The sequence below is a fragment of the Planococcus salinarum genome (assembly GCF_007004625.1).
Taxonomy (GTDB): Bacteria; Bacillota; Bacilli; order Bacillales_A; family Planococcaceae; genus Planococcus; species Planococcus salinarum.
Genome location: NZ_VIFV01000014.1, coordinates 58,126 through 80,733 on the forward strand (window position 1 = coordinate 58,126; position 22,608 = coordinate 80,733).

At 45.6% G+C, this 22,608-nt stretch carries 22 protein-coding genes and 1 riboswitch; of the genes, 19 read left to right on the top strand and 3 right to left on the bottom strand.

The window, feature by feature from the left end; genetic code table 11:
* Position 1 precedes the first annotated feature (1 nt).
* From DIJ65_RS09935 to DIJ65_RS09945, 3 genes are read right to left on the bottom strand one after another with little or no spacing between them, the layout of a single operon-like run.
* Positions 2-517, bottom strand: coding sequence for a C39 family peptidase (locus DIJ65_RS09935; RefSeq protein ID WP_117301871.1), 516 nt, complete (start codon positions 515-517; stop codon positions 2-4).
* Positions 518-563: 46 nt separating this feature from the next.
* Complete coding sequence (locus DIJ65_RS09940; protein ID WP_117301781.1) at positions 564-1,010, bottom strand: STAS domain-containing protein; 447 nt, start codon at positions 1,008-1,010, stop codon at positions 564-566.
* A 59-nt stretch (positions 1,011-1,069) separates the two neighbouring features.
* Entirely contained in the window at positions 1,070-1,390 is a 321-nt protein-coding gene (locus DIJ65_RS09945) for a thioredoxin family protein (protein WP_117301780.1), read from the bottom strand.
* 223 nt (positions 1,391-1,613) lie between these two features.
* On the opposite strand from DIJ65_RS09945, the gene DIJ65_RS09950 reads away from it, so the two are divergent.
* From DIJ65_RS09950 to DIJ65_RS10040, 19 genes are all read left to right on the top strand, one after another.
* Positions 1,614-3,998: a 3-hydroxyacyl-CoA dehydrogenase/enoyl-CoA hydratase family protein gene (locus DIJ65_RS09950; RefSeq protein ID WP_117301778.1), complete on the top strand. Its 2,385-nt coding sequence runs from the start codon at positions 1,614-1,616 to the stop codon at positions 3,996-3,998.
* Between the two features lie 27 nt (positions 3,999-4,025).
* The gene (locus DIJ65_RS09955) at positions 4,026-5,201 is read left to right on the top strand and encodes an acetyl-CoA C-acetyltransferase (RefSeq protein WP_117301776.1); all 1,176 of its coding nucleotides are present in this window, start codon (positions 4,026-4,028) and stop codon (positions 5,199-5,201) included.
* Positions 5,202-5,561: 360 nt separating this feature from the next.
* Positions 5,562-7,343, top strand: coding sequence for an acyl-CoA dehydrogenase family protein (locus DIJ65_RS09960; protein WP_117301774.1), 1,782 nt, complete (start codon positions 5,562-5,564; stop codon positions 7,341-7,343).
* A gap of 95 nt (positions 7,344-7,438) precedes the next feature.
* Complete coding sequence (locus DIJ65_RS09965; RefSeq protein WP_117301772.1) at positions 7,439-7,792, top strand: arsenate reductase family protein; 354 nt, start codon at positions 7,439-7,441, stop codon at positions 7,790-7,792.
* 77 nt (positions 7,793-7,869) lie between these two features.
* On the top strand, positions 7,870-8,250 hold the full coding sequence (gene gcvH, locus DIJ65_RS09970; RefSeq protein WP_117301770.1) for a glycine cleavage system protein GcvH: 381 nt from the start codon (positions 7,870-7,872) through the stop codon (positions 8,248-8,250).
* Positions 8,251-8,427: 177 nt separating this feature from the next.
* Positions 8,428-8,766 carry a ribonuclease M5 gene (locus DIJ65_RS09975; protein WP_117301768.1) on the top strand — a complete coding sequence of 113 codons (339 nt, stop codon included), beginning with the start codon at positions 8,428-8,430 and terminating at the stop codon, positions 8,764-8,766.
* Positions 8,767-8,772: 6 nt separating this feature from the next.
* Positions 8,773-9,084: a thioredoxin family protein gene (locus DIJ65_RS09980; RefSeq protein WP_117301766.1), complete on the top strand. Its 312-nt coding sequence runs from the start codon at positions 8,773-8,775 to the stop codon at positions 9,082-9,084.
* Between the two features lie 49 nt (positions 9,085-9,133).
* Positions 9,134-9,238: riboswitch (SAM riboswitch) on the top strand.
* Between the two features lie 86 nt (positions 9,239-9,324).
* Positions 9,325-10,350 (top strand): methionine ABC transporter ATP-binding protein, encoded by a 1,026-nt coding sequence (locus DIJ65_RS09985; protein WP_117301764.1) that lies wholly within the window; start codon positions 9,325-9,327, stop codon positions 10,348-10,350.
* On the top strand, positions 10,343-11,011 hold the full coding sequence (locus tag DIJ65_RS09990) for a methionine ABC transporter permease (RefSeq protein ID WP_117301762.1): 669 nt from the start codon (positions 10,343-10,345) through the stop codon (positions 11,009-11,011). Before DIJ65_RS09985 ends, DIJ65_RS09990 begins: the two co-directional genes overlap by 8 nt.
* 58 nt (positions 11,012-11,069) lie before the next feature.
* The gene (locus DIJ65_RS09995) at positions 11,070-11,903 is read left to right on the top strand and encodes a MetQ/NlpA family ABC transporter substrate-binding protein (protein ID WP_117301761.1); all 834 of its coding nucleotides are present in this window, start codon (positions 11,070-11,072) and stop codon (positions 11,901-11,903) included.
* A 705-nt stretch (positions 11,904-12,608) separates the two neighbouring features.
* A complete protein-coding gene (locus DIJ65_RS10000; RefSeq protein WP_117301759.1) occupies positions 12,609-13,775 on the top strand; it encodes a dicarboxylate/amino acid:cation symporter in 1,167 nt (388 codons plus the stop codon).
* Positions 13,776-13,870: 95 nt separating this feature from the next.
* Positions 13,871-14,395, top strand: coding sequence for a hypothetical protein (locus DIJ65_RS10005; protein WP_117301757.1), 525 nt, complete (start codon positions 13,871-13,873; stop codon positions 14,393-14,395).
* A gap of 624 nt (positions 14,396-15,019) precedes the next feature.
* Entirely contained in the window at positions 15,020-15,802 is a 783-nt protein-coding gene (gene sufC / locus DIJ65_RS10010; RefSeq protein ID WP_313903016.1) for a Fe-S cluster assembly ATPase SufC, read from the top strand.
* Between the two features lie 18 nt (positions 15,803-15,820).
* Positions 15,821-17,125: a Fe-S cluster assembly protein SufD gene (gene sufD, locus DIJ65_RS10015; RefSeq protein ID WP_117301754.1), complete on the top strand. Its 1,305-nt coding sequence runs from the start codon at positions 15,821-15,823 to the stop codon at positions 17,123-17,125.
* Positions 17,125-18,354, top strand: a complete 1,230-nt coding sequence (locus DIJ65_RS10020) for a cysteine desulfurase (RefSeq protein WP_117301752.1) — start codon at positions 17,125-17,127, stop codon at positions 18,352-18,354. The genes sufD and DIJ65_RS10020 overlap by 1 nt, the downstream gene beginning before the upstream one ends.
* Positions 18,344-18,784, top strand: coding sequence for a Fe-S cluster assembly sulfur transfer protein SufU (sufU, locus tag DIJ65_RS10025; protein WP_117301750.1), 441 nt, complete (start codon positions 18,344-18,346; stop codon positions 18,782-18,784). The genes DIJ65_RS10020 and sufU overlap by 11 nt, the downstream gene beginning before the upstream one ends.
* A gap of 21 nt (positions 18,785-18,805) precedes the next feature.
* Positions 18,806-20,203, top strand: coding sequence for a Fe-S cluster assembly protein SufB (sufB, locus tag DIJ65_RS10030; protein ID WP_117301749.1), 1,398 nt, complete (start codon positions 18,806-18,808; stop codon positions 20,201-20,203).
* Positions 20,204-20,343: 140 nt separating this feature from the next.
* Entirely contained in the window at positions 20,344-21,204 is an 861-nt protein-coding gene (locus DIJ65_RS10035) for a DUF72 domain-containing protein (protein ID WP_117301747.1), read from the top strand.
* A gap of 27 nt (positions 21,205-21,231) precedes the next feature.
* Positions 21,232-22,575, top strand: coding sequence for a bifunctional metallophosphatase/5'-nucleotidase (locus tag DIJ65_RS10040; RefSeq protein WP_117301746.1), 1,344 nt, complete (start codon positions 21,232-21,234; stop codon positions 22,573-22,575).
* The last annotated feature ends 33 nt before the right edge of the window (positions 22,576-22,608 follow it).

Consider the following 22,608-nt stretch of genomic DNA (forward strand, 5'->3'; position numbering starts at 1 on the left):
ATCATTCCGGAGGTAGTGGAACGATTTTGACAAAGCTCAGCACAGAGCGCTGGTCATGATAAGAAACTGTCTGGACTTTACTCGGGCGGTTTCTTTTTCCGTTATCGTGAAAATACAGGATCACATCCCCATCTTTGTCCTCGAAGCCGATGAGTGGCACCCAATGGTACTTAAACAGAGGCTTGGCAAACCACCGAAATGTGAAATAGCGGTCGAATTTCATCGCCAGTGGCCGTCCTGCCACAAGTTCCTGTTTCACTTCGGAAATCGAACGTGTTTTTTCAAGCTGGTAGCGACTGCCGGCAAACTTCCTGAAATTCCGAAGCAACCGCCACGTAAAAAGGCCGATTGGCGTTGTGCCGAGAAGCCTATATACGTCATTGATTTCAAGATTGTTGTTTTCATAAAACCTGAAAATTGAGGCTGCAGTGACAGGGCCGCAAGCGGAACCGCGTTTTTTTCTGTCGATGGCATTATCATATTGTGACATTCCTTCGAACGGCAGTATGACTTTCACAACACTCGCCTCCAACTTTATCCTGAACTGCTCTGATGAAAGAATCTTATTTTCTTCCATCCAATATCTGTTTCAGCGCAGCACGGAAATTCTGATACACTTCCAACTCCACATGGATGCCCGCACGGACAATTTCCCGTACAAAGCGTGGGTTGAAACCCACATAAATCGAACGAAGTCCCATCAATTTCAGGGAATTGTTCAACATCGTCAGCTCACTTGCAAGCTCTCTGTAGTCGAAAGTTTGGACGTCTTCTGACTGGACTCCTGTAAAATCGAAGATGACACATTCTGTTTCGCGGTTGTCGGCCGCATATTGTAATGCTTTCGTGCGAATCAATTCAAACCGGTCAGCTGAAACGATGCCCGCTATCGGAATTAGAATGGTCTGTGGCACGATTGACGGAATGATTGGCGCAGACATGTTTTTGATGACCATTTCGTAATATTTTACGAGGTCTTTTAATTCACTGATCTCTTTTTGGGGATCCACAATGACACCTCACTAAATTTGGTAACTTAATTATACAGTAAAAAAGAATAGACATGAGCCTATTCCGGTTGTTTTGCTAAAAATTCGGTGACCTCTTCCGGTGACTTAGCGTTTGCACTGTGAAGGTGAGCTGTTTTTTCCCCCTGCTTAAAGATCAACAGGCTCGGAATCCCCATGACTTCATAGTTTTCGGCGATTTCCGGCAGTTCATCACGATTTAAATCGAACCACTGGTATTGGCTGTATTCAGCCATAATCGGGTCGATGAACATATCCATGCGTGTGCAATCCGGACACCAGCCCGCCTGGAATTTCACGATGATCGGCTGATCGCCAGTAATTGCTGTTTGGAACTCTTCATTCGTTTTTATCGGTTTCATAAATTACCCTCCTGTTGTTTCTTCTATATTACTTCAACTTTTACAGTGTACCTTTCAAATGCTTTTTCGAAAAGAAAAGAATCTTGCGCGGCCAAATTTTTAACGATTAAATATTGCGAAAAAAAGGAAAATAACTTACACTAATGGATATAGAGAACGTTCTATTTTTTTTCGCTTAAAAATGAATGAGTATTCATTCAAAAAATTTGAGGAGGGTTTGCTAGTGGCATACCAAATAAGAAAAGCAGCAGTAATCGGATCCGGAGTCATGGGTTCAGGGATTGCAGCGCATCTTGCAAACATAGGAATTCCGGTATTATTACTGGATATAGTTCCGCGTGAAGTGACGGAAGCGGAACAGGCGAAAGGTCTGACGCTTGAAGATCATGCAGTTCGCAACCGTATCGCAACAACTTCAATCCAGAAATTATTGAAACAGAAACCGGCTCCTCTGACGGCCAAAAAGAATTTGGACCTTATCACCCCGGGGAATCTTGAAGACGATATGGAGAAACTTGCAGACGTTGATTGGATTGTGGAAGTGATAGTTGAAAATCTCGACGTAAAAAAATCTTTGTATGAAAAAGTTGATGCCGTTAGAAAACCCGGTACAATCATTTCATCGAATACTTCAGGAATCAGCATTGATGCGATGGCTGAAGGCCGTTCGGAGGATTTCAGCAAGCATTTCCTTGGGACCCATTTCTTCAACCCACCGCGCTACCTGAAACTTTTGGAAGTAATTCCTGCAGCGACAACGGCGCCGGAAATCGTAGAATTCATGACTGCTTTTGGAGAAGACGTTCTGGGCAAAGGAGTCGTTATCGCGAAAGATACACCTAATTTCATTGCGAACCGCATTGGAACTTACGGGTTATTGGTGACACTCCGTGAAATGCAGAGCCGTGGCTATTCCATCGGTGAAGTGGATTCTGTAACCGGACCTTTGATCGGACGTCCGAAATCCGCTACTTTCCGTACACTGGATGTAGTCGGCCTCGATACATTCATGCATGTGGCGAAGAACGTCTACGATAAAACTGAAGGTGAAGAACAAAAAGTTTTTGAAGCTCCTGCTTTTATGAAACAAATGGTCGAAAACGGTTGGATTGGCGCAAAATCGGGGCAAGGTTTCTTCCTGAAAAAAGACAAGGAAATTCTTGAACTCGATCCGGAAACAATGGAATACCGTCCTGCGGGCAAGTTGAGAACGCCTTCACAGGAAATGGCCAAAGCGCAAAAAGGGTTTGCGGCGAAGATGAAAACCCTGGTCTATGCAGACGACCGCACAGGAGAGTTGTTGTGGAACATCCTTGCACCAGTTCTTCGCTATTCTGCCGAATTGAATGGAGAAATCGCCGACGACATCGTCTCAATCGACAATGCTATGAAATGGGGCTTCGGCTGGAACCAGGGACCATTCGAAATTTGGGATGCAATCGGTGTTGAGAAATCCGTTGCAAAAATGAAGGAAGAAGGGCATGACGTGCCTGCCTTCGCTCAAAATCTGCTGGACAGCGGCAATGAGACGTTCTACAAAGAAGTGGACGGCGATCTTCATTTCTTTAATGGGTCAGGTTATGAAGCTGTTCCGTTAAATGAAAAAGTGATCGACTTGAAGCGCTATAAGAAAAAGCATGGCGTTATCAAATCCAATACAGGTGCAAGCCTGATAGATCTTGGGGATGGCATAGCTCTTCTTGAATTCCATTCACAATCAAATGCAATCGGCCTTGATATCATGCAAATGATCAATTTCGCGGTCGATGAAGTCGAGAAAAATTACAAAGGCCTTGTCATCGGCAACCAGGGCAAAAATTTCTGTGTTGGTGCCAACCTCGGCATGATCCTGATGGAAGCACAGGATGACAATATTTTCGAACTTGATTTCACGATCAAGACGTTCCAAAACGCGATGATGAAAATCAAATACAGTTCAAAACCTGTTGTAGCTGCACCATTTGGTATGTCGCTTGGCGGCGGAGCTGAAGTAGCTCTTCCGGCCGCGCATATACAGGCTTCAATGGAAACTTATATGGGACTTGTCGAAGCGGGTGTCGGGCTGATTCCTGGCGGTGGCGGAAACAAGGAACTTTATATGAAACACCTGAAAGGCTTGCCGAATGGCATCGATTTCGATTTGCAGAATGTCGCAAGCAAAGTATTCGAATCCATCGCGATGGCAAAAGTGTCCACTTCTGCTGAAGAAGCGCGTGAAACTAACTTCCTGAACTTTGTGGATGGTATCAGTGTCAACAGCGACCACTTGATTCATGATGCAAAACAGGCAGCATTGTCTTTATATGAGAATGGCTACAAAGCGCCGAAACGGGAAAAAGTGCCTGTAACCGGCGAACCGGGTTATGCGACCTTATTGCTTGGTGCTGAGGGGATGTTCCTTTCCGGCTATATCAGTGAATATGATCTGAAAATCGCTCAAAAATTGGCGTTTGTCCTATCAGGTGGCAAAGTTCCATACGGCACCAAAGTGGATGAGCAATATTTGCTCGACCTTGAACGCCAGGCCTTCCTGAGCTTGGTGGCTCAGCCGAAAACCCAGCAGCGCATGCAGCATATGCTTGTTAAAGGAAAACCATTACGCAATTGATCCAAAGATATTAAAGGAGGAAAAGATATGCGCGAAGCAGTAATCGTGGCCAGTGCCAGAACACCGGTCGGAAAAGCGAAAAAAGGTTCTCTTGCATCAGTGCGGCCGGATGATTTCGGCGCATTGGTTGTTAGAGAAACGTTGAACCGGGCCGGTGGATATGACGGTCCAATCGATGACTTGATTATGGGCTGTGCAATGCCCGAAGCAGAGCAGGGCATGAATATCGCCCGGAACATCGGTGCTTTGGCGGGCTTGCCGGATACAACACCGGCAGTTACAGTCAACCGCTTCTGTTCTTCAGGCCTTCAGTCGATCGCCTATGCAGCCGAACGCATCATGGTCGGCCATGCGGAAGCGATCATCGCCGGTGGTGTTGAATCGATGAGCATGGTACCGATGATGGGCAACGTTATCCGTCCGAATGCTAAGCTGGCGGAAACTGCCCCTCAGTACTATATGAGCATGGGCCACACAGCAGAGCAGGTGGCAACTCAATACGGCGTCAGCCGCGAAGACCAGGACGCTTTTTCAGTCCGTTCGCATGAAAATGCTGCAGCGGCAATTGAAAAAGGCCATTTCAAAGATGAAATCGTACCGGTAGAAGTGACAAAGCGTTATGTGGATGAAAACAATAAATACCAGGAAAAATCCTTCATGTTCGAAATGGATGAAGGCGTCCGCCATGGTACGTCGATCCAGACATTGAACAAACTGCGCGCGGCCTTCTCGGCACGCGGTTCTGTAACAGCCGGCAACTCTTCACAGACTTCCGATGGTGCAGGTGCAGTATTGGTGATGGACCGTGAAAAAGCTGAAGCATTGGGCCTCAAACCGATCGCGAAATTCCGTTCATTCGCAACAGGCGGCGTTCCACCGGAAATAATGGGCATCGGACCGATTGAAGCGATTCCAAAAGCTTTGAAACTTGCAGGCCTGACAATTGACGACATTGATGTCTGGGAACTCAACGAAGCGTTCGCTTCCCAATCTTTGGCGGTTATCAGAAAACTGAATCTTGATATCAACAAAGTCAACTTGAACGGCGGCGCAATCGCGCTTGGCCACCCACTGGGTGCAACCGGTTCTGTACTGACAATCCGCATGCTGAGTGAACTGAAGCGCCAGGGCAAACAATTCGGCGTTGTCACAATGTGTATCGGCGGAGGAATGGGCGCGGCAGGCGTCTTTGAAATGCTGTAGGTTTTTTATAGTTAGTCTATGAATGAGTCCGATGAAAATGCTCCAGGCGGACGCTTTCCGCGGGCATGGCCTCAGCCTCCTCGGCGCTTCGCTTCTGCGGGGTCTTCGTCTCATGTTATTCCCGCAGGAGTCGCCGCCTTCCGCAATTTCATCTAAAGTTCTAAATAAGATATGGAGCAAAACAGCGAAGACGCCATGGGGACCAAGCGAAGTGTTGAGATCCACTCGGGCGAAGTGAAACGAGCCCGAGTTAGCTCAGCGCGAGCCCCCAGGCAAGCGAAGCTGTTTTGCGGAATATCGGCTATCTAAAATAATTTTATTTAAAGTCATAAAAGCTTTATAAAATAGGAGGAATATAAAATGTCAGAATCAAAAACATTGATCAAAGGCGGAAGCTTCCTGATTGAAGACGCAGATCTTTCACGCGTATTTACACCGGAAGATTTCACAGAAGAGCAAAAAATGATCGCCAAATCAACTGAGGATTACGTAAACATGGACGTAATGCCGGTTGTTGAAAACCTCGAAAACCACGAGTTCGAACATTCCGTACGCCTATTGAAAAAAGCAGGTGAATTGGGTCTTTTGGGTGCAGATGTACCTGAGCAATACGGCGGTTTGGGTCTGGACAAAATTGCTTCAGCTTTGATTGCTGAAAAAATGTCCAAAGCCGGCGGTTTCTCAATCACTCACGGTGCCCACGTTGGTATCGGATCATTGCCGATCGTCCTTTTCGGCAACGAAGATCAAAAACAGCAATACTTGCCACGCCTTGCAACTGGTGAAATGATCGCAGCTTATGCACTGACTGAGCCTAGTTCGGGATCTGATGCATTGGGAGCGAAAACGACTGCCAAGTTGAACGAAGCAGGCACACACTACGTATTGAACGGTGAAAAACAATGGATCACAAACGCTGGGTTTGCGGATGTATTCGTAGTTTACGCGAAAATTGATGGCGAGCATTTCTCTGCCTTTATCGTAGAGCGCGAATTTACTGGCGTTTCCGTCGGGCCTGAAGAGAAGAAGATGGGGATTAAATCGTCTTCAACGCGCACATTGATCCTTGAAGATGCAGAAGTGCCTGTTGAAAACCTGTTGGGTGAAGCAGGACGCGGGCACATCATTGCCTTCAACATCCTGAACATCGGCCGCTACAAATTGGGAGTAGGCACTATCGGAGCTTCAAAACGCGCAATGGAAATCACGATTCCTTACACAAATCAGCGCCAGCAGTTCAAGACGCCGATTTCCTCTTTCAACTTGACGCGTGAGAAGCTTTCTACAATGGCATCTCATCTGTACGCTCTGGAAAGTTCGGTTTACCGCACAGTTGGTCTGTTTGAAGATCGCATGAGCGGATTCTCAGACGAAGAGCATGCAAACGGCAAATTGGTGGCTGATTCGATCGCTGAATTCGCTGTGGAATGTTCGATGAACAAATTCTTCGGAACGGAAACATTGGATTATATCGTTGACGAAGGCGTTCAGTTGCACGGTGGCTACGGCTTCATGCAGGAATATGAAATCGAGCGCATCTACCGCGACTCACGCATCAACCGTATTTTCGAAGGAACAAACGAAATCAATCGTTTGCTTGTACCGGGTACATTATTGCGTAAAGCAATGAAAGGCGAATTGCCGCTATTGCAGCATGCCCAGAAACTGCAGGAAGAATTGTTGATGATGATGCCGGAAGAAGTTGGCACTGAAGCTTTGGCTCAGGAAAAATACCTTGTGAATAATGCGAAGAAAATCGCACTTCTTGCGACTGGTCTGGCTGCCCAAACTTACGGGAAGAAATTGGAGCAGGAACAGGAAGTACTTGTGAACATCGCAGATATCGTCAGCAATGTATTTGCCATGGAATCTGCAGTTCTCCGCACAGAAAAAGCGATTGCTGCTTCAGGTGAAGAAAAATCGAAGCAAAAACTTCTTTACACACAAATTTATTGCCAGGAAGCATTCGACAAAATCGAAAAAGATGCGAAAGAAACATTGATCGCTGCAGTTGATGGCGATAACCAGCGCATGATGCTTTCAGCACTGCGCAAACTGACACGTTCAACTCCATATAACGTCATCGCGAAAAAACGCGAAGCCGCTGTGAAGCTGATTGATGTTGAAAAATATGTAGTTTAATAATATATCTGGAGCGCCGCCATTTTTTGGGCGGCGCTTTTTTATTCGTCCGTATGCATTGCCTTTGCTAGAATGGGAAAGAGGAGGTTATATTTATGATGAATTTTTATTGGTACCCGAAATGCAGTACTTGCCAAAAAGCAAAAAAGTGGTTGAACGCGAATGAGGTGGAATTCAAAGAAATACATATTGTCGATAACCCGCCGGCAAAGGATGAGTTGAAGGCAATGGTGAATGCAAGCGGAATCGATTTGAAGAAGTTTTTCAATACAAGCGGGCAGCGATACCGCGAACTTCAGTTAAAGGATAAGCTCGCTGAAATGTCCGAAGATGAAAAGCTGGAACTGCTCTCTTCGAACGGCATGCTGATCAAGCGTCCACTTGCCTGGGATGGTGCGGAGGCGACTGTTGGGTTCAAGGAAGAGACGTATAAAAATACCTGGTCTTAGAGAATGTGGAATCTTGTAATTAAGCTGTTGTTATGTCAAACTGAAATGGAAGCAACTACATATTTGGAGGCGTTTGGATGAGCACACCACAAGAACTTCGTTATTCAAAAGAACATGAATGGGTCAAGGTAGAAGACGGAAAAGCGCGTATCGGAATCACACATTTTGCGCAGGATGAACTTGGAGATATCGTTTTCGTCGAGTTGCCGCAGGTCGGTGACGAATTGAAGAAGAATGAGCCTTTCGGAAGTGTTGAATCCGTCAAAACAGTATCGGAACTTTACGCGCCAGTCAGCGGAAAAGTGATTGAAGTCAATACTGAACTTGAAGACAGCCCTGAATTTGTCAATGAATCTCCATACGAGAAGGCTTGGATGGTCATCATCGAAGAACCTTCAAAAGATGAAATGGAAGATTTGATGGATGCTGACCAATATAAAGAAATGACAAATGAGTAAGTCCGACCAAGCGCCTGTTTATGGCGCTTTTTTTTTATGTTTATTGCAGCGGCAGTTATTTACGGTTACAGAGCTGTGCTGAGGAAATCATATTTATTGATTAGATTGAACAGGATATATAAAATAGAGGGACACTGGCATGCTTTCTATTCCAATTATTCAGTGAGGTGTTGGATTATGGACAAAGTGATTGTAGTGGAAGGGATATCGGATAAGACCAGGATTACGCCGCTCATTGCAGAATCCGTGACGATTCTCTGTACAAATGGTACAGTGAGTGCAACGAGGCTCGAAGAATTGCTGCTGCCTTATGAAGGCCAGGATATCATCATTTTAGTGGATGCAGACAAGTCAGGTGAAAAGCTCAGGAAGCTGGTAAAACGAGAGTTTCCTGAAGCGCGGCATTTTTATATTGACCGTGGTTACAAAGAAGTGGCAACTACACCTTTGCGCATTCTGACCGATGTTCTTATAACAGCAAATGTCCGAGTCAATAACCTATTAGCCGAAGGATGACGACACATGAATGAATGGAACCATAAAGAATGGTCAAAAGCCAAGAATACGAATACGCTGGCGGCTTATTATCTCTACACACCGATGTGCGGGACCTGCCAGCTGGCTTCGAAAATGCTCGAAGTTATCGTTGCAGCCATGCCGGAATTGCCGATCGGCAAAGCGAACTTGAATTACGTGCAGGAAATCGCATCTTTATATGAAGTTGAGAGTGTGCCATGCCTGCTTATTACGGAAAACGGCAAGCTGAAAGAGAAAATTTACGCTTTCCACTCTGTTCCTTATCTTTATGAAAAATTGCAAACTGTTGACGGATAAAACAAGCCGTGGTAAATTAATATCCTGCATTACAAACTTAATAACGTAACTCTTATAAAGAGTGGTGGAGGGAAGTGCCCTTTGAAGCCCGGCAACCGTCATGAAAATGAAATGGTGCCAAGTCACACAAAGTGAAAGCTTTGGAAGATGAGAGAACGGTGAACGTATATTTATTTACGCTGCCCTTCTGCTCATTTATGAGCAGAAGGGTTTTTTATTTTGGTATAGGAGAGTGTTTCAATGATTGAGTTAAAGCAATTGACGAAGATTTTCGATGGGGGAAAAACCGCATTGACAGCAGTGGATGATGTGAATCTGTCGATTGCTGACGGAGAAATTTTCGGCATCATCGGTTACAGCGGCGCAGGTAAAAGTACGCTGATCCGTATACTGAATGGGTTGGAAAAACCGACATCCGGGACAGTGGACATCAATGGACAAAAGATTACGGATATCAAAGGCGCCAAGTTACGCAAAGCACGCCAGAAAGTAAGTATGATTTTCCAGCATTTCAACCTTCTTTGGTCCCGTACAGTGCAGGAGAATATTGAATTTCCGCTTGAAATTGCGGGAGTTCCCAAAGCCAGGAGAGAAGCGAAAGTAAAAGAGTTGGTCGAATTGGTAGGATTGGCCGGACGGGAGCAAGCATATCCATCTCAACTGTCAGGTGGACAAAAGCAGAGGGTCGGCATTGCCCGGGCTTTGGCAAACGATCCCGAAGTTTTGCTTTGCGATGAAGCCACCTCGGCACTTGATCCGGAAACAACTGACGCTATATTGGATTTGCTGGTCGATATCAATAAGCGCCTCGGACTAACGATTGTGCTGATTACACATGAAATGCATGTAATCCGGAAAATCTGCCACCGGGTGGCAGTAATGCAAGGCGGTAAAGTGGTGGAACTGGGAGATGTCCTTGAAATTTTCCAGACACCGAAACAGGAAATCACCAAGCGCTTTGTTGCACAAGTTACCGAGTCGGAAGACTCAAGCGAAACCATCAAACATCTTCGGGAATTGTATCCTTCAGGAGAACTGGTGAAGCTCATTTTTGTTGGGGAACAGGCGGAGCAGCCGATACTGACTGCACTGATCCGGCAGCATCCAGTGGAAGTGAATATCGTCCAAGGGAAAATATCCCATACCCAGCGGGGGGCTTATGGAACACTGATCCTGCAATTAAAGGGCACGGATGCCGAAATCCGCCAGGCGCTCCAATTTCTCGATCAGGAAAACGTACAGGCGGAGGTGATGGCAAATGATTGAGTCATTATTTCCGAATGTCGAGTGGGATAAAATGTGGGAGGCAACATTGGAAACCTTGTATATGACAGCGATGTCGACTCTTTTCACATTCGTGATTGGCCTAGTACTCGGCATCATTTTATTTTTGACAGCGCCAAAGCAATTATGGGCCAATAAAATCGTCAATTGGCTCACAGGGGTCTTCGTCAATGTTTTCCGCTCCATTCCTTTTATCATTTTGATCATTCTATTGATTCCTTTTACAAGCTTTCTGATTGGTACAATCCGTGGACCGAACGCTGCATTGCCGGCGCTGATTATTGGAGCGGCACCATTTTATGCACGGCTGGTCCTGATCGCTTTCCAGGAAATTGATAAAGGTGTCGTCGAGGCAGCACGGTCGATGGGCGCAACTACGTGGACCATCATCCGGAAGGTGTTATTGCCGGAATCGAAGCCCGCACTGATTTCGGGCATCACAGTTACCTCCATTGCATTGGTCGGCTATACTGCGATGGCCGGTGTCATCGGAGCAGGCGGATTGGGAACTCTCGCATTCCTGGATGGTTTCCAGCGCAGCCGCCCGGATGTTGTATTAATGGCCACCATATTAATCTTGATCATCGTATTCATCATTCAATTTATCGGGGATGCATGGACAAGAAGAGCAGACAAACGTTGATGACGGAAATTCCGTTGACATAAAAAATTAACTACAGAGAAAAGGGAGAGTACAGATCATGAAAAAACTATTAACAGGCACTTTATTGGCAACATTGGCATTGGCAGGTTGCGGCAGCGACGGCGAAGAAACCGGCAACGGAGGATCTTCTGAAGGGGAAACAAGCACATTGAAAGTGGGTGCTTCGAACGTACCGCATGCTGAGATTTTGGAACAGGTTCAGCCGATTTTGGAAGAGCAGGGAATCGAATTGGAAATCGAAACGTATCAGGATTATATTTTCCCGAACCAGGACCTTGAGTCTGGCGAAATCGATGCCAACTATTTTCAGCATATTCCATACTTTGAATCACAGATGGAAGAGCATGGCTATGATTTTGCCAATGCTGGCGGTATCCACATTGAGCCAATCGGAGTTTACTCCCAGGAATATGATTCTTTAGAGGAGCTTCCAGAAGGGGCCACAATTCTAATGAGCAGTTCCGTTGCGGACCACGGACGTATTTTGTCCATGCTGGAAGCGCAAGGGTTGATCACTTTGGCTGAAGACATCGATAAAACGAAAGCAGAAGTAAGTGACATTACCGAAAACCCGAAAGACCTGCAATTCGAAACAGATTACGAAGCGTCTTTATTGGTGCAAATGTACGAGCAGGGTGAAGGAGATGCGGTATTAATCAACTCCAACTATGCAATCGATGCAGGCATCAGCCCGCAGGAAGATTCAATTGCTCTTGAAGAATCGGATTCACCGTATGTAAACATTATTGCTGTCCGTGCGGGTGATGAAGATAATGAAGAAGTTCAAGCATTGGTAGACGCGCTTAAATCCGAAGAGATTCAGGACTTCATCCTGGAAGAGTGGGGCGGTTCAGTAGTACCGGTTGAATAATTTTTAAAAAATTTCATCAAACATTACGCTTTAGACGGACGCTTTCCGCGGGGAGCGGCCTAAGCCTCCTCAGTCGCGTTGCTCCCTGCGGGGTCTCAGGACTCGCTCTGGTTCCCGCAGGAGTCGCCGTCTGACGCTTCATTCTGGTTCAATATAGAGTTAGAATTGATTCTCTTTTTATAGAAGACAATCTTAGATATGGAGCAAAACGGCGAAGACGCCATGGGGACCAAGCGAAGTGTTGAGATCCACTCGGACGAAGTGCAACGAGGCCGAGTTAGCTCAGCGCGAGCCAAGAGTTGGCCGTAGCCTGCAAGGCCGGCTCTTTCCGACGAAGCTAGCGCAGCGATGCAGGAGCAGCCTTAAAATCGTGCTCCTGCAGTGCTGCGCACTTCGTCGCAAAGACAGTATCCGTGCAGGACACGTCTACTGTCTTCGAAGCTGTTTTGCGGAATATCGTTTTAAAAAACTTTTATCTTTTTATAATCATCAAAAAGCATCCCCCGGGATGCTTTTTTGATTTGCCTATCCTGCTATGAGAGAAAGGAAATTCTATATTTCCATTAAAAAACAATAGAGATAGACTATTGCAAAATAATGAAATTTTAATATTCCGTGTATTTTCGAAATGCTTATCTTATGTCATTTTATATGGTAGTTTAATAACTATCACAAAAACAAATGTACACACAAGGAGGACATGAAATGAAGTTTAAATTTGGTTTATTGCCAAGGATTGTGCTGGCGATTGTATTGGGAGTTATTATCGGATCTTTTGCACCGGAAAACCTGGTGAGAGTGTTTGCAACCTTCACTTCAATCTTCGGTAACTTTCTGAACTTTGTTGTACCGTTGATCATTCTCGGATTTATTGCTCCGGGGATTGCGAAACTGGGCAAAGGTTCAGGCAAACTTCTTGGAATTTCTACACTTGTGGCATATGGCTCAACCGTCGTTGCTGGCGTTTTTGCATTCTTTGCAGCGATTATTGTTCTCCCGGGGTTTATGGACGGGCGTGAACTCACAAGCCTCGATGATCCGGAACACGCATTGGCCGAAACTTTTATAAGTCTTGAAATGACTCCCCTGTTTGGCGTAATGGCGGCCTTGATTCTGGCATTCCTATTGGGGATTGGCATGGCCGCGACAGGCAGCAAGACAATGATTTCCTTTTTCGAAGAATTCCAGACTATAATCGAGAAAACAATTTCTGCCATCATAATCCCGCTTTTGCCGTTTTATATTTTTGGTATTTTTGCCAATATGGCTTTCGGGGGCGCAGTAATGGAGATCCTTTCATTATTCGGTATCGTATTCGTGCTCATCATCATCCTTCACTGGTTGATGCTGCTGCTGCAATACACAACAGCCGGCGCTCTGGTCCAACGGAATCCACTGCGTATGATGAAAATAATGCTGCCGGCTTATTTCACAGCACTCGGCACTCAGTCTTCGGCTGCGACCATCCCGGTGACTCTCCGCCAGGCACGCAAAACAGGGGCAGATGAAAGAATCGCTGATTTCTCGGTGCCGCTTTTTGCCACTATTCATCTTTCGGGAAGTACCATTACACTTGTGTCCTGTGCAATTGGGGTCGTATTCCTTACTGGGCAGACACCTGAATTCAGTTCGTTCTTTCCTTTCATCCTGATGCTGGGCGTTACGATGATTGCTGCTCCGGGAGTTCCGGGAGGCGCCGTCATGGCAGCAATCGGTTTGCTGCAGAGCATGCTTGGTTTTGACGAAACAATGGTTGCTTTGATGATTGCACTTTATATGGCGCAGGACAGCTTTGGTACGGCTGCGAACGTTACAGGCGATGGTGCTTTGACAAACATTGTGGACCGATTTACAAACGGGCGGAAAGTTTAGAATAATGTTTGAATTCCGGCTATGGCGCATCCTCTATACTCCTCATTAATGCTATGGTAATATATCGTTGTATTGTAAGATGAGGAGGAAAGACCATGAAAAAATTAGTAATTATCGGTTTGTCATCACTATTCTTTTTAAGCGCTTGCGGATCAGATGAAGCGAAAGAAACAACGGATCCAGCAAACGGCGGGGAAGCTTCGACAGATAATACGGAAGTGAAAAAAGAACTGATGAGATTTTATATGGAAGTGCCGAACACGATCAATGAAACGGATGGCGAGTTAAATGCATTTGAACAGCAACTGGAAGAAGGCACTCTTCCGGAAGGTGAAGAATTGACGGCTTTGAAAGAAGCGGCAGCTGTTTCAGCTGAAGAAACTTCCCAGGCAGTTGGAACAATCGAGATTCCTGGAGCATTGGAAGAGGAGACGGAAGAGTTACAATCCGCACTTGCCATGATTTCAGAATCCTATGATTTGAAAGTGGCCGCCCTTTCTGAAGAAGAAACATCATTTGATGCGGCAAGCGAAAAATTTGCTGAAGCGGATAGCGTATTTAACACAATTTTGGAAGAATATGAACTGATTCCTTCCAGTATACAAAATGAAGTAAAATAATAATTCCCCGAGCCCAGCATGCAGATGCCGGGCTTTTTCTTATATTTTCCAGTAAATAAGACAATAGGTCCATTTTCAGATAAATTAGCTTTAAAGAAGTTTACTGTCCGAATCATCGGGTATAATTGGAAATGTAAGAAAATTTGAAAGGAATGGTTTATTATCGATTCGAACGGTATCGAGCATACTGAGAAGATGGAACAGGCATTCAGAACTGCACATGGATATGGCATCAACGAGTATCAAAATGACACAGACAAGATTATTGAAGTGGAACAGCGCAGAGAACAGGATTATCAAAAGAGCCAAAAGATCGTGTCTCATTTAGAACGTCAAGTACACCGTGATATATAAATAGAATGAATTGGCAGTAAGCCGGTGCGATTGTGCACCGGCTTTTTTTAATGAAATCAATTCTCAATTATATCCCTTTTATTGAAAATGAGAATACGGATTTCATTACCAGCAAACTAAGATATCATTTGACGAAATCCAGAGTTTTGGATTGTTTTGAACAGCAGAACCGCAATAGTTTAATGATTTGCCAGAGCAGTCGTAATCGGTTAAGATTAGAATGATACTAATTTAGAATGGGTATCCATTCATCATTAACTATATGGAGGTATTTACATGTCAACTTTGGTCATCCAGGATTTACACGTTGAAATCGAAGGTAAAGAGATTTTAAGAGGTGTAAACTTAACTATTAATACAAGTGAGATTCATGCAATCATGGGTCCGAACGGAACAGGGAAATCGACTTTGGCTTCTGCCATCATGGGGCACCCGAAATATGAAGTAACTTCAGGATCAATCACATTGGACGGAGAAGACGTCCTTGCAATGGAAGTTGATGAACGTGCACGCGCAGGGCTATTCCTTGCAATGCAATATCCGAGTGAAATTTCAGGGGTTACAAATGCTGACTTCATGCGTTCCGCGATGAATGCACGCCGCGAAGAAGGGGACGAAATTTCTTTGATGAAATTCATCCGCGAACTCGACAGCAAAATGGAAACTCTTGACATGGATCAGGATATGGCACAGCGCTATTTAAATGAAGGATTCTCAGGCGGGGAAAAGAAACGCAATGAAATTCTTCAGATGATGATGATCAAACCGACAATCGCAGTATTGGATGAAATTGACTCCGGACTGGATATCGACGCTTTGAAAGTTGTTTCTGACGGCATCAACCAGATGAAAGGCGAAGGTTTCGGCTGCCTGATCATTACTCACTATCAGCGTCTGTTGAACTACATCACTCCGGACCATGTACATGTTATGATGCAGGGCCGCGTTGTGAAATCAGGCGGAGCAGAACTTGCGCATAAATTGGAAGCAGAAGGCTATGACTGGATCAAGCAGGAACTTGGAATTGAAGACGAGACTGTAGGACAAGCATAATTGAAGGGAGAGACTGGCATGACGGTTGGAACAAATTTAAAAATGACCGAGCAAGAGCTGCGCTCCTTTTCAGAGATGAATGGTGAACCTTCATGGTTTACCGAGCTGCGCCTTCGCTCGTTTGCAGAAGCGGAAACATTGCCGCTTCCAAAACCTGACAAAACGAAAATACTGAGCTGGAATTTTACGGACTATCCGGTTCATACAGTAAAAAGCACGACATTCGGATCTATTGAGGATCTTACGGAAGACATCAGAACGATTGTCGACCTTGACCAAAAAAATCTTTATATCCAACACAATAATACGCCGGCATTCTCCCGTATTTCAGAAGACCTGGCTGCAAAAGGTGTCATTTTAACTGACATTTTCACAGCACTTCGTGAGCACGGCGATCTGGTGAAAAAATATTTCATGACGAACGGTGTAAAGGCCGATGAGCATAAATTGACTGCTTTGAACGCTGCATTGATGAACGGCGGAGCTTTCCTTTATGTTCCGAAAAATGTGGAAGTCGAAGAACCGGTACAAGTCGTTTTCTATCATGACGATGCGGACGCTTCATTGTTCAACCATGTCATCGTAGTGGCGGACACAAGCAGTAAAGTGACTTATGTGGAGAACTACTTCTCGACTGTAGAAAAATCGAATGGTTTGGCGAATATTGTTTCTGAAGTGTTTGCAGAAGACAATGCCCAGATCACTTACGGTGCAGTGGACGTTCTTGCTGAAGGATTTACAACATACGTCAATCGCCGCGGTATTGCCGCGCGGGACGCAAAAATCGAATGGGCGCTTGGCATGATGAACGACAGCGATACGATTTCCGAAAACGTTACGCATCTGGTAGGCGATAACTCCATCGGCGATACGAAAACTGTGGTAGTCGGACGGGGCAGCCAGAAACAGAACTTCACCACAAAAGTTGTTCATTGGGGCAAGAACTCCGATGGCCAAATCCTGAAGCACGGTGTGATGAAGGATTCTGCATCTTCCATTTTCAACGGCATCGGCAAAATCGAACATGGTGCCACGAAGTCAAATGCAGAACAGGAATCGCGGGTGTTGATGCTCAGCCCTAAGGCACGCGGCGACGCAAATCCGATCCTGTTGATCGATGAAGACGATGTAACAGCAGGCCACGCAGCATCCGTCGGCCGAGTAGATCCTCTTCAATTGTATTATTTGATGAGCCGAGGAATTACAAAACAAGAAGCAGAACGTCTTGTTATTCACGGTTTCCTGGCACCGGTTGTAAACGTGTTGCCAATCGAAGGCGTTAAAAAGCAATTGACGGAGGTTATTGAAAGGAAAGTCCGCTAATGATCAACCAAGAGATAAAAAGCTATTTTCCTATACTGAACCAGGAGATCAATGGCAATCCGTTGGTTTACCTGGACAGCGCAGCCACCTCACAAAAACCGGTGCAAGTAATTGAAGCACTGGAGAATTATTATAAATTCGATAATTCCAATGTACACAGGGGCGTGCATACGCTCGGCAACCGCGCAACGGAAAAATACGAAGGTGCCCGAGAAAAAGTGCAGAAGTTCATCAATGCCGAATCCGCTGAGGAGATCATTTTCCTCCGCGGAACGACAACAGCCATCAATTTGGTCGCGCAAAGCTACGGCCGGGCTAATGTGGGTGAAGGCGATGAGATTGTCATCACTTACATGGAGCATCATTCGAATATCATTCCATGGCAGCAATTGGCGAAAGAGCGTGGAGCGATCCTGAAATACATCGAACTGGAAGAAGATGGAACGATTTCATTGGAACAGGTTCAGGCCGCAGTTACAGAGCGGACGAAAATCGTTTCGATGGTCTATGTTTCTAACGTTCTCGGCACGATGAACCCGGTTAAGGAAGTTGCCCGTATCGCCCATGAAAATGGTGCGGTTATGGTCATGGACGGTGCACAGGCTGCACCCCACCTGAAAATCGATGTCCAGCAATTGGACTGCGACTTCTTCGCGTTTTCCGGCCACAAAATGGTCGGCCCGACTGGAATCGGCGCATTATATGGAAAGAAAGCCTTATTGAACGAAATGGAGCCGGTTGAATTCGGCGGCGAAATGATTGATTTTGTCGGCCTATACGATTCAACGTGGAAAGAACTTCCGTGGAAGTTTGAAGGCGGAACTCCTATAATTGCCGGAGCCGTAGGGATGGGGGCTGCAATCGATTTTTTGAATGAAATCGGATTGAACGAAATAGAAAAGCACGAACATGAAATGGCCAAAATTGCCATGGAAAAAATGGGCGGAATCGAGGGCCTCGAAATCTACGGGCCGAAAGATCCGGCCAAAAGGGCCGGCATTGTGACGTTCAACCTGAACGACGTCCACCCGCACGATGTGGCAACGGTTTTGGATATGAGCGGCATTGCTGTTCGCGCAGGGCATCATTGCGCACAGCCATTGATGAAGTGGCTTGAAGTATCGTCTACAGCCCGGGCCAGCTTCTATCTCTACAACGGCGAATCGGATATCGACCGCCTTGTAGAAGGATTACGATCTGCAAAGGAGTATTTCAACGATGTCTTTTAAAAACTTAGATCAATTGTATCGGTCCGTAATTATGGACCATTATAAAACGCCAAGGAACAAAGGTACCATCGAAAACGACAGCATCAATATCGAAATGAACAATCCGACATGCGGAGACCGCATCCATCTGACCTTGCAGGTCGAAGACGGCATCGTGAAAGATGCGAAATTTGATGGCGAAGGCTGTTCGATTTCAATGGCATCTGCTTCAATGATGACGCAGGCTGTCAAAGGAAAAGATGTGGAAACGGCTTTGGGGTTGTCCAAAACTTTTTCTGACATGATGCTCGGCAAAGATTATGATGATTCTGAGGACTTGGGCGACATCGAAGCGCTGCAGGGGGTTTCACAATTCCCGGCACGGATCAAATGCGCGACACTAGCCTGGAAAGCCATGGAAAAAGGTGTGCACGAGCAAGAAAAATCGTAACACAAGAACGGAGGAACGACGATGGCGAAAAAAATGCCTGAAATGGATGATTATAAATATGGGTTCCATGACAAAGACGTCTCGATTTTCCGCTCAAAACGCGGATTGACGGAAGACATTGTCAGAGAAATTTCGAAAATCAAGAGTGAACCTGAGTGGATGCTTGAAACGCGGTTAAAAGCACTTGAAGTATTTTATTCAATGCCAATGCCGCAATGGGGCGGAGATCTGGCCCCGTTAGACTTTGACGAAATCACGTATTACGTCAAACCTTCAGAAGCGAGCCAGACTTCATGGGACGAAGTACCGGAAGAAATCAAACGGACGTTTGATAAACTTGGTATCCCTGAAGCAGAACAAAAATACCTGGCAGGTGTGTCTGCGCAGTACGAATCAGAAGTTGTTTATCACAACATGAAAGTCGAACTCGAAGACATGGGTATCATCTTTAAAGATACAGATGCAGCACTGCGTGAGAACGAAGACCTGTTCCGGGAATATTTCCAGACAGTGATTCCAACAGCTGACAACAAATTCTCTGCACTCAACACTGCAGTATGGTCAGGCGGTTCTTTCATCTATGTTCCACCTGGCATTAAAGTTGAGGCTCCGCTGCAAGCCTATTTCCGTATCAACTCGGAAAACATGGGGCAGTTCGAACGTACACTGATCATTGTAGATGAAGGCGCAAGTGTCCATTACGTCGAAGGCTGTACAGCTCCAGTTTATACGACGAATTCCCTGCATTCTGCAGTAGTTGAAATCATCGTCAAAAAAGACGGTTATTGCCGCTATACCACAATCCAAAACTGGGCGAACAACGTTTATAACCTTGTTACCAAACGTGCTTTCGTTGATGCCAATGGCACAATGGAATGGATTGACGGCAATATCGGATCCAAGCTGACGATGAAATATCCTGCAGTTTATCTTCGCGGTGAAGGCGCGCGTGGCATGACGTTGTCGATTGCCATCGCAGGCAAAGGCCAGCACCAGGATGCCGGTGCAAAAATGATCCACATGGCACCGAATACTTCATCTTCCATCGTTTCGAAGTCAATTTCGAAACAGGGCGGTAAAGTTTCATATCGTGGGATCGTCCGTTTCGGCCGCAAAGCTGACGGCGCACGTTCAAATATTGAATGCGATACGCTGATCATGGACAACCTGTCCACATCGGACACGATTCCATACAATGAAATCCTGAACGACAATGTATCTTTGGAACACGAAGCGAAAGTTTCGAAAGTTTCAGAAGAGCAGTTGTTCTACTTGATGAGCCGTGGCGTTTCTGAACAGGAAGCGACTGAAATGATCGTTATGGGCTTTATCGAACCATTTACAAAAGAACTTCCGATGGAATATGCGGTGGAAATGAACCGTTTGATCAAATTTGAAATGGAAGGTTCAATCGGTTAATCGATTGGCTTATCCTAAAGCCCCCATTGCTGAAAATGCAATGGGGGCTTTTTTCGTCTTCTTTTGCCTTATTTCCAGAATAAGACGTTCTATATTTTCTGTGCTATCATTGAAGCAGCAAGCATTTCGGAGGTGACACGATGATTTATGCCGGACTTACTGGCTGGGGAGATCATCCGGATGTTTACAGTCCGGGCTCAAGGCAAAAAGACAGACTGACCGATTATACAGGACATTTTCCGATAGTCGAGTTGGATTCTTCTTTTTATGCAGTTCAGCCGGAACGGAATATTCGAAAATGGATTGATGAAACGCCTGACTCTTTTCAATTTATCGTCAAAGCCTATCAGGGAATGACAGGGCACCAGCGTGGTGAAAACCCGTTTGATTCTGAAGAAGAGATGTATGAGGCCTATATAAAGTCCATCAGGCCCCTTAAAGAGGCGGGCAAACTTGCAATGGTGCTGCTGCAGTTTCCGCCATGGTTTGACTGTGTGAAAGAGAATGTGGAGGAAATCAGGAGGATAACCGCAAAGCTGAGCGAGTTTGATTTGGCTGTCGAGTTTCGGCACCAGTCCTGGTATGCTGATGGACTGCGCGAAAAAACTTTTGAATTTCTGAAAGAAAACAAACTGATCCACTCAGTCTGCGATGAACCGCAGGCGGGGGAAGGCTCCATCCCGTTGGTTCCAGTTTCCACGCGTACCGACAAAGTGTTATTCCGGCTGCACGGCCGCAACGTCCATGGATGGCTTAATACAGGAAATGCCAAGAAGTGGAGGGAAGTCCGCTACTTATACGATTATAACGAAGATGAATTAACGGAAATCAGCCTTGCAGTTAAAGAACTTGAGAAAACGACTGATAATGTTTATATCATTTTCAATAACAATTCCGGAGGGCACGCGGCGGGAGATGCAAAACAATTCCAGCGGATGAACAATTTGGTATTCGAAGATCTTGCGCCAAAACAGCTGGATCTTTTTGAAGGGGAATTTTAACGAAAGGTCATAAAGAGGTGATGTAAAATGGCTGAAACCATTCATATTTATCATACAAATGATCTGCACAGCCATTTTGCCAATTGGCCGAGCGTCCATGCTTTTTTGGCTGAAAGAAAACGCTGGCACCAAGAAATGGGCGATTTCTGCCTCATTCTCGACATTGGCGACCACGTGGACCGTTCACATCCATTTACGGAAGGGACGGCAGGAAAAGGAAACGTGCAGATGCTTAACGATGCATCCTATGATGCGGTGACAATCGGTAATAATGAAGGAATTACATTGTCCAAAAAAGAATTGGATGAGTTATATACTGATGCTGACTTTGATGTGATCCTCTCCAATCTTCTGTCTGAAAACGGACAGCGACCGGAGTGGGCGAAACCCTATAAAATCTTTATCACAGCCGAAGGGAAGCGGATTGGCCTGGTGGGAGCCACTGCCGAATTCACTCCTTTTTACGAAAGGCTTGGCTGGAAAGTGACCGCAGCAAGGGATTCCATCCTGCAGTCGGTCGAAGAGATAAAAGAGCAGACAGATTTTATCGTTTGCCTGTCCCATCTGGGAATAAGAGAAGATGAAATTCTTGCTGAATCCTGTCCCGAAATTGATCTGATCTTAGGAGCGCATACCCATCATATTTTTCACGAGGGAAAAATAATCGGCAACGTATTGCTCGGCGCTGCCGGAAAGTTCGGTGCGTATCTTGGACATGTCATCATAGAAGACGACTTAATCAAGAAAAAAGCCTACTTGATTGAAACTGAAATGCTCGAGAATCCTGACGAAGGATATGACAGGGATTTGAGGATACAGGGAAAAACATTGCTTCGCGAAGCGGTGTTCCATAACGAGGAAGCCATGAAAGCGGAATGGTTCAAGGAATCACAAATGGCTCAATTGTTCGGCAAAGCGATGATTGAATTCTCAGGTGCCGATTGCGCATTATTTAATGCGGGCCTCTTTATGGAAGATATGCCTTCCGGTGAAATCACCCGCTATGATTTTCATCAGATGCTGCCGCACCCCATCAATCCCTGCATGATCGAATTGACCGGAGCGGAGCTGAAGGAAATTTATCTGCAGTCGATGAATTCCGACTGGCCGCAACTGGAACTGAAAGGTCTTGGTTTCCGAGGAACCGTTTTCGGCAAGATGATCCGCACCGGCATGGATATGGAAAACCATAAACTGTTCATAAGTGGGAAGTTGGCTGAAAGTGACGAAGTATACAAGCTCATCACACTTGATATGTTTACGTTCGGTTATTTTTTCCCGGAGTTCAAGCGATCACCGAAAACATATTTTATGCCTGAATTTATCCGGGATGTATTCAGCGGCTATTTTTCTCGCAACACGGTTAAATGAGGCAGCACCTCATTTTAAAAATGAACTTGATTT

Excerpts from the sequence above, each read along its gene's own strand:
- DIJ65_RS09945 (WP_117301780.1), bottom strand. The coding sequence starts at position 1,390 with ATGAAACCGATAAAAACGAATGAAGAGTTCCAAACAGCAATTACTGGC.
- DIJ65_RS09955 (WP_117301776.1), top strand. The coding sequence starts at position 4,026 with ATGCGCGAAGCAGTAATCGTGGCCAGTGCCAGAACACCGGTCGGAAAA.
- DIJ65_RS09960 (WP_117301774.1), top strand. The coding sequence starts at position 5,562 with ATGTCAGAATCAAAAACATTGATCAAAGGCGGAAGCTTCCTGATTGAA.
- DIJ65_RS09965 (WP_117301772.1), top strand. The coding sequence starts at position 7,439 with ATGATGAATTTTTATTGGTACCCGAAATGCAGTACTTGCCAAAAAGCA.
- gcvH (WP_117301770.1), top strand. The coding sequence starts at position 7,870 with ATGAGCACACCACAAGAACTTCGTTATTCAAAAGAACATGAATGGGTC.
- DIJ65_RS09975 (WP_117301768.1), top strand. The coding sequence starts at position 8,428 with ATGGACAAAGTGATTGTAGTGGAAGGGATATCGGATAAGACCAGGATT.
- DIJ65_RS09980 (WP_117301766.1), top strand. The coding sequence starts at position 8,773 with ATGAATGAATGGAACCATAAAGAATGGTCAAAAGCCAAGAATACGAAT.
- DIJ65_RS09985 (WP_117301764.1), top strand. The coding sequence starts at position 9,325 with ATGATTGAGTTAAAGCAATTGACGAAGATTTTCGATGGGGGAAAAACC.
- DIJ65_RS09990 (WP_117301762.1), top strand. The coding sequence starts at position 10,343 with ATGATTGAGTCATTATTTCCGAATGTCGAGTGGGATAAAATGTGGGAG.
- DIJ65_RS09995 (WP_117301761.1), top strand. The coding sequence starts at position 11,070 with ATGAAAAAACTATTAACAGGCACTTTATTGGCAACATTGGCATTGGCA.
- DIJ65_RS10000 (WP_117301759.1), top strand. The coding sequence starts at position 12,609 with ATGAAGTTTAAATTTGGTTTATTGCCAAGGATTGTGCTGGCGATTGTA.
- DIJ65_RS10005 (WP_117301757.1), top strand. The coding sequence starts at position 13,871 with ATGAAAAAATTAGTAATTATCGGTTTGTCATCACTATTCTTTTTAAGC.
- sufD (WP_117301754.1), top strand. The coding sequence starts at position 15,821 with ATGACGGTTGGAACAAATTTAAAAATGACCGAGCAAGAGCTGCGCTCC.
- DIJ65_RS10020 (WP_117301752.1), top strand. The coding sequence starts at position 17,125 with ATGATCAACCAAGAGATAAAAAGCTATTTTCCTATACTGAACCAGGAG.
- sufU (WP_117301750.1), top strand. The coding sequence starts at position 18,344 with ATGTCTTTTAAAAACTTAGATCAATTGTATCGGTCCGTAATTATGGAC.
- sufB (WP_117301749.1), top strand. The coding sequence starts at position 18,806 with ATGGCGAAAAAAATGCCTGAAATGGATGATTATAAATATGGGTTCCAT.
- DIJ65_RS10035 (WP_117301747.1), top strand. The coding sequence starts at position 20,344 with ATGATTTATGCCGGACTTACTGGCTGGGGAGATCATCCGGATGTTTAC.
- DIJ65_RS10040 (WP_117301746.1), top strand. The coding sequence starts at position 21,232 with ATGGCTGAAACCATTCATATTTATCATACAAATGATCTGCACAGCCAT.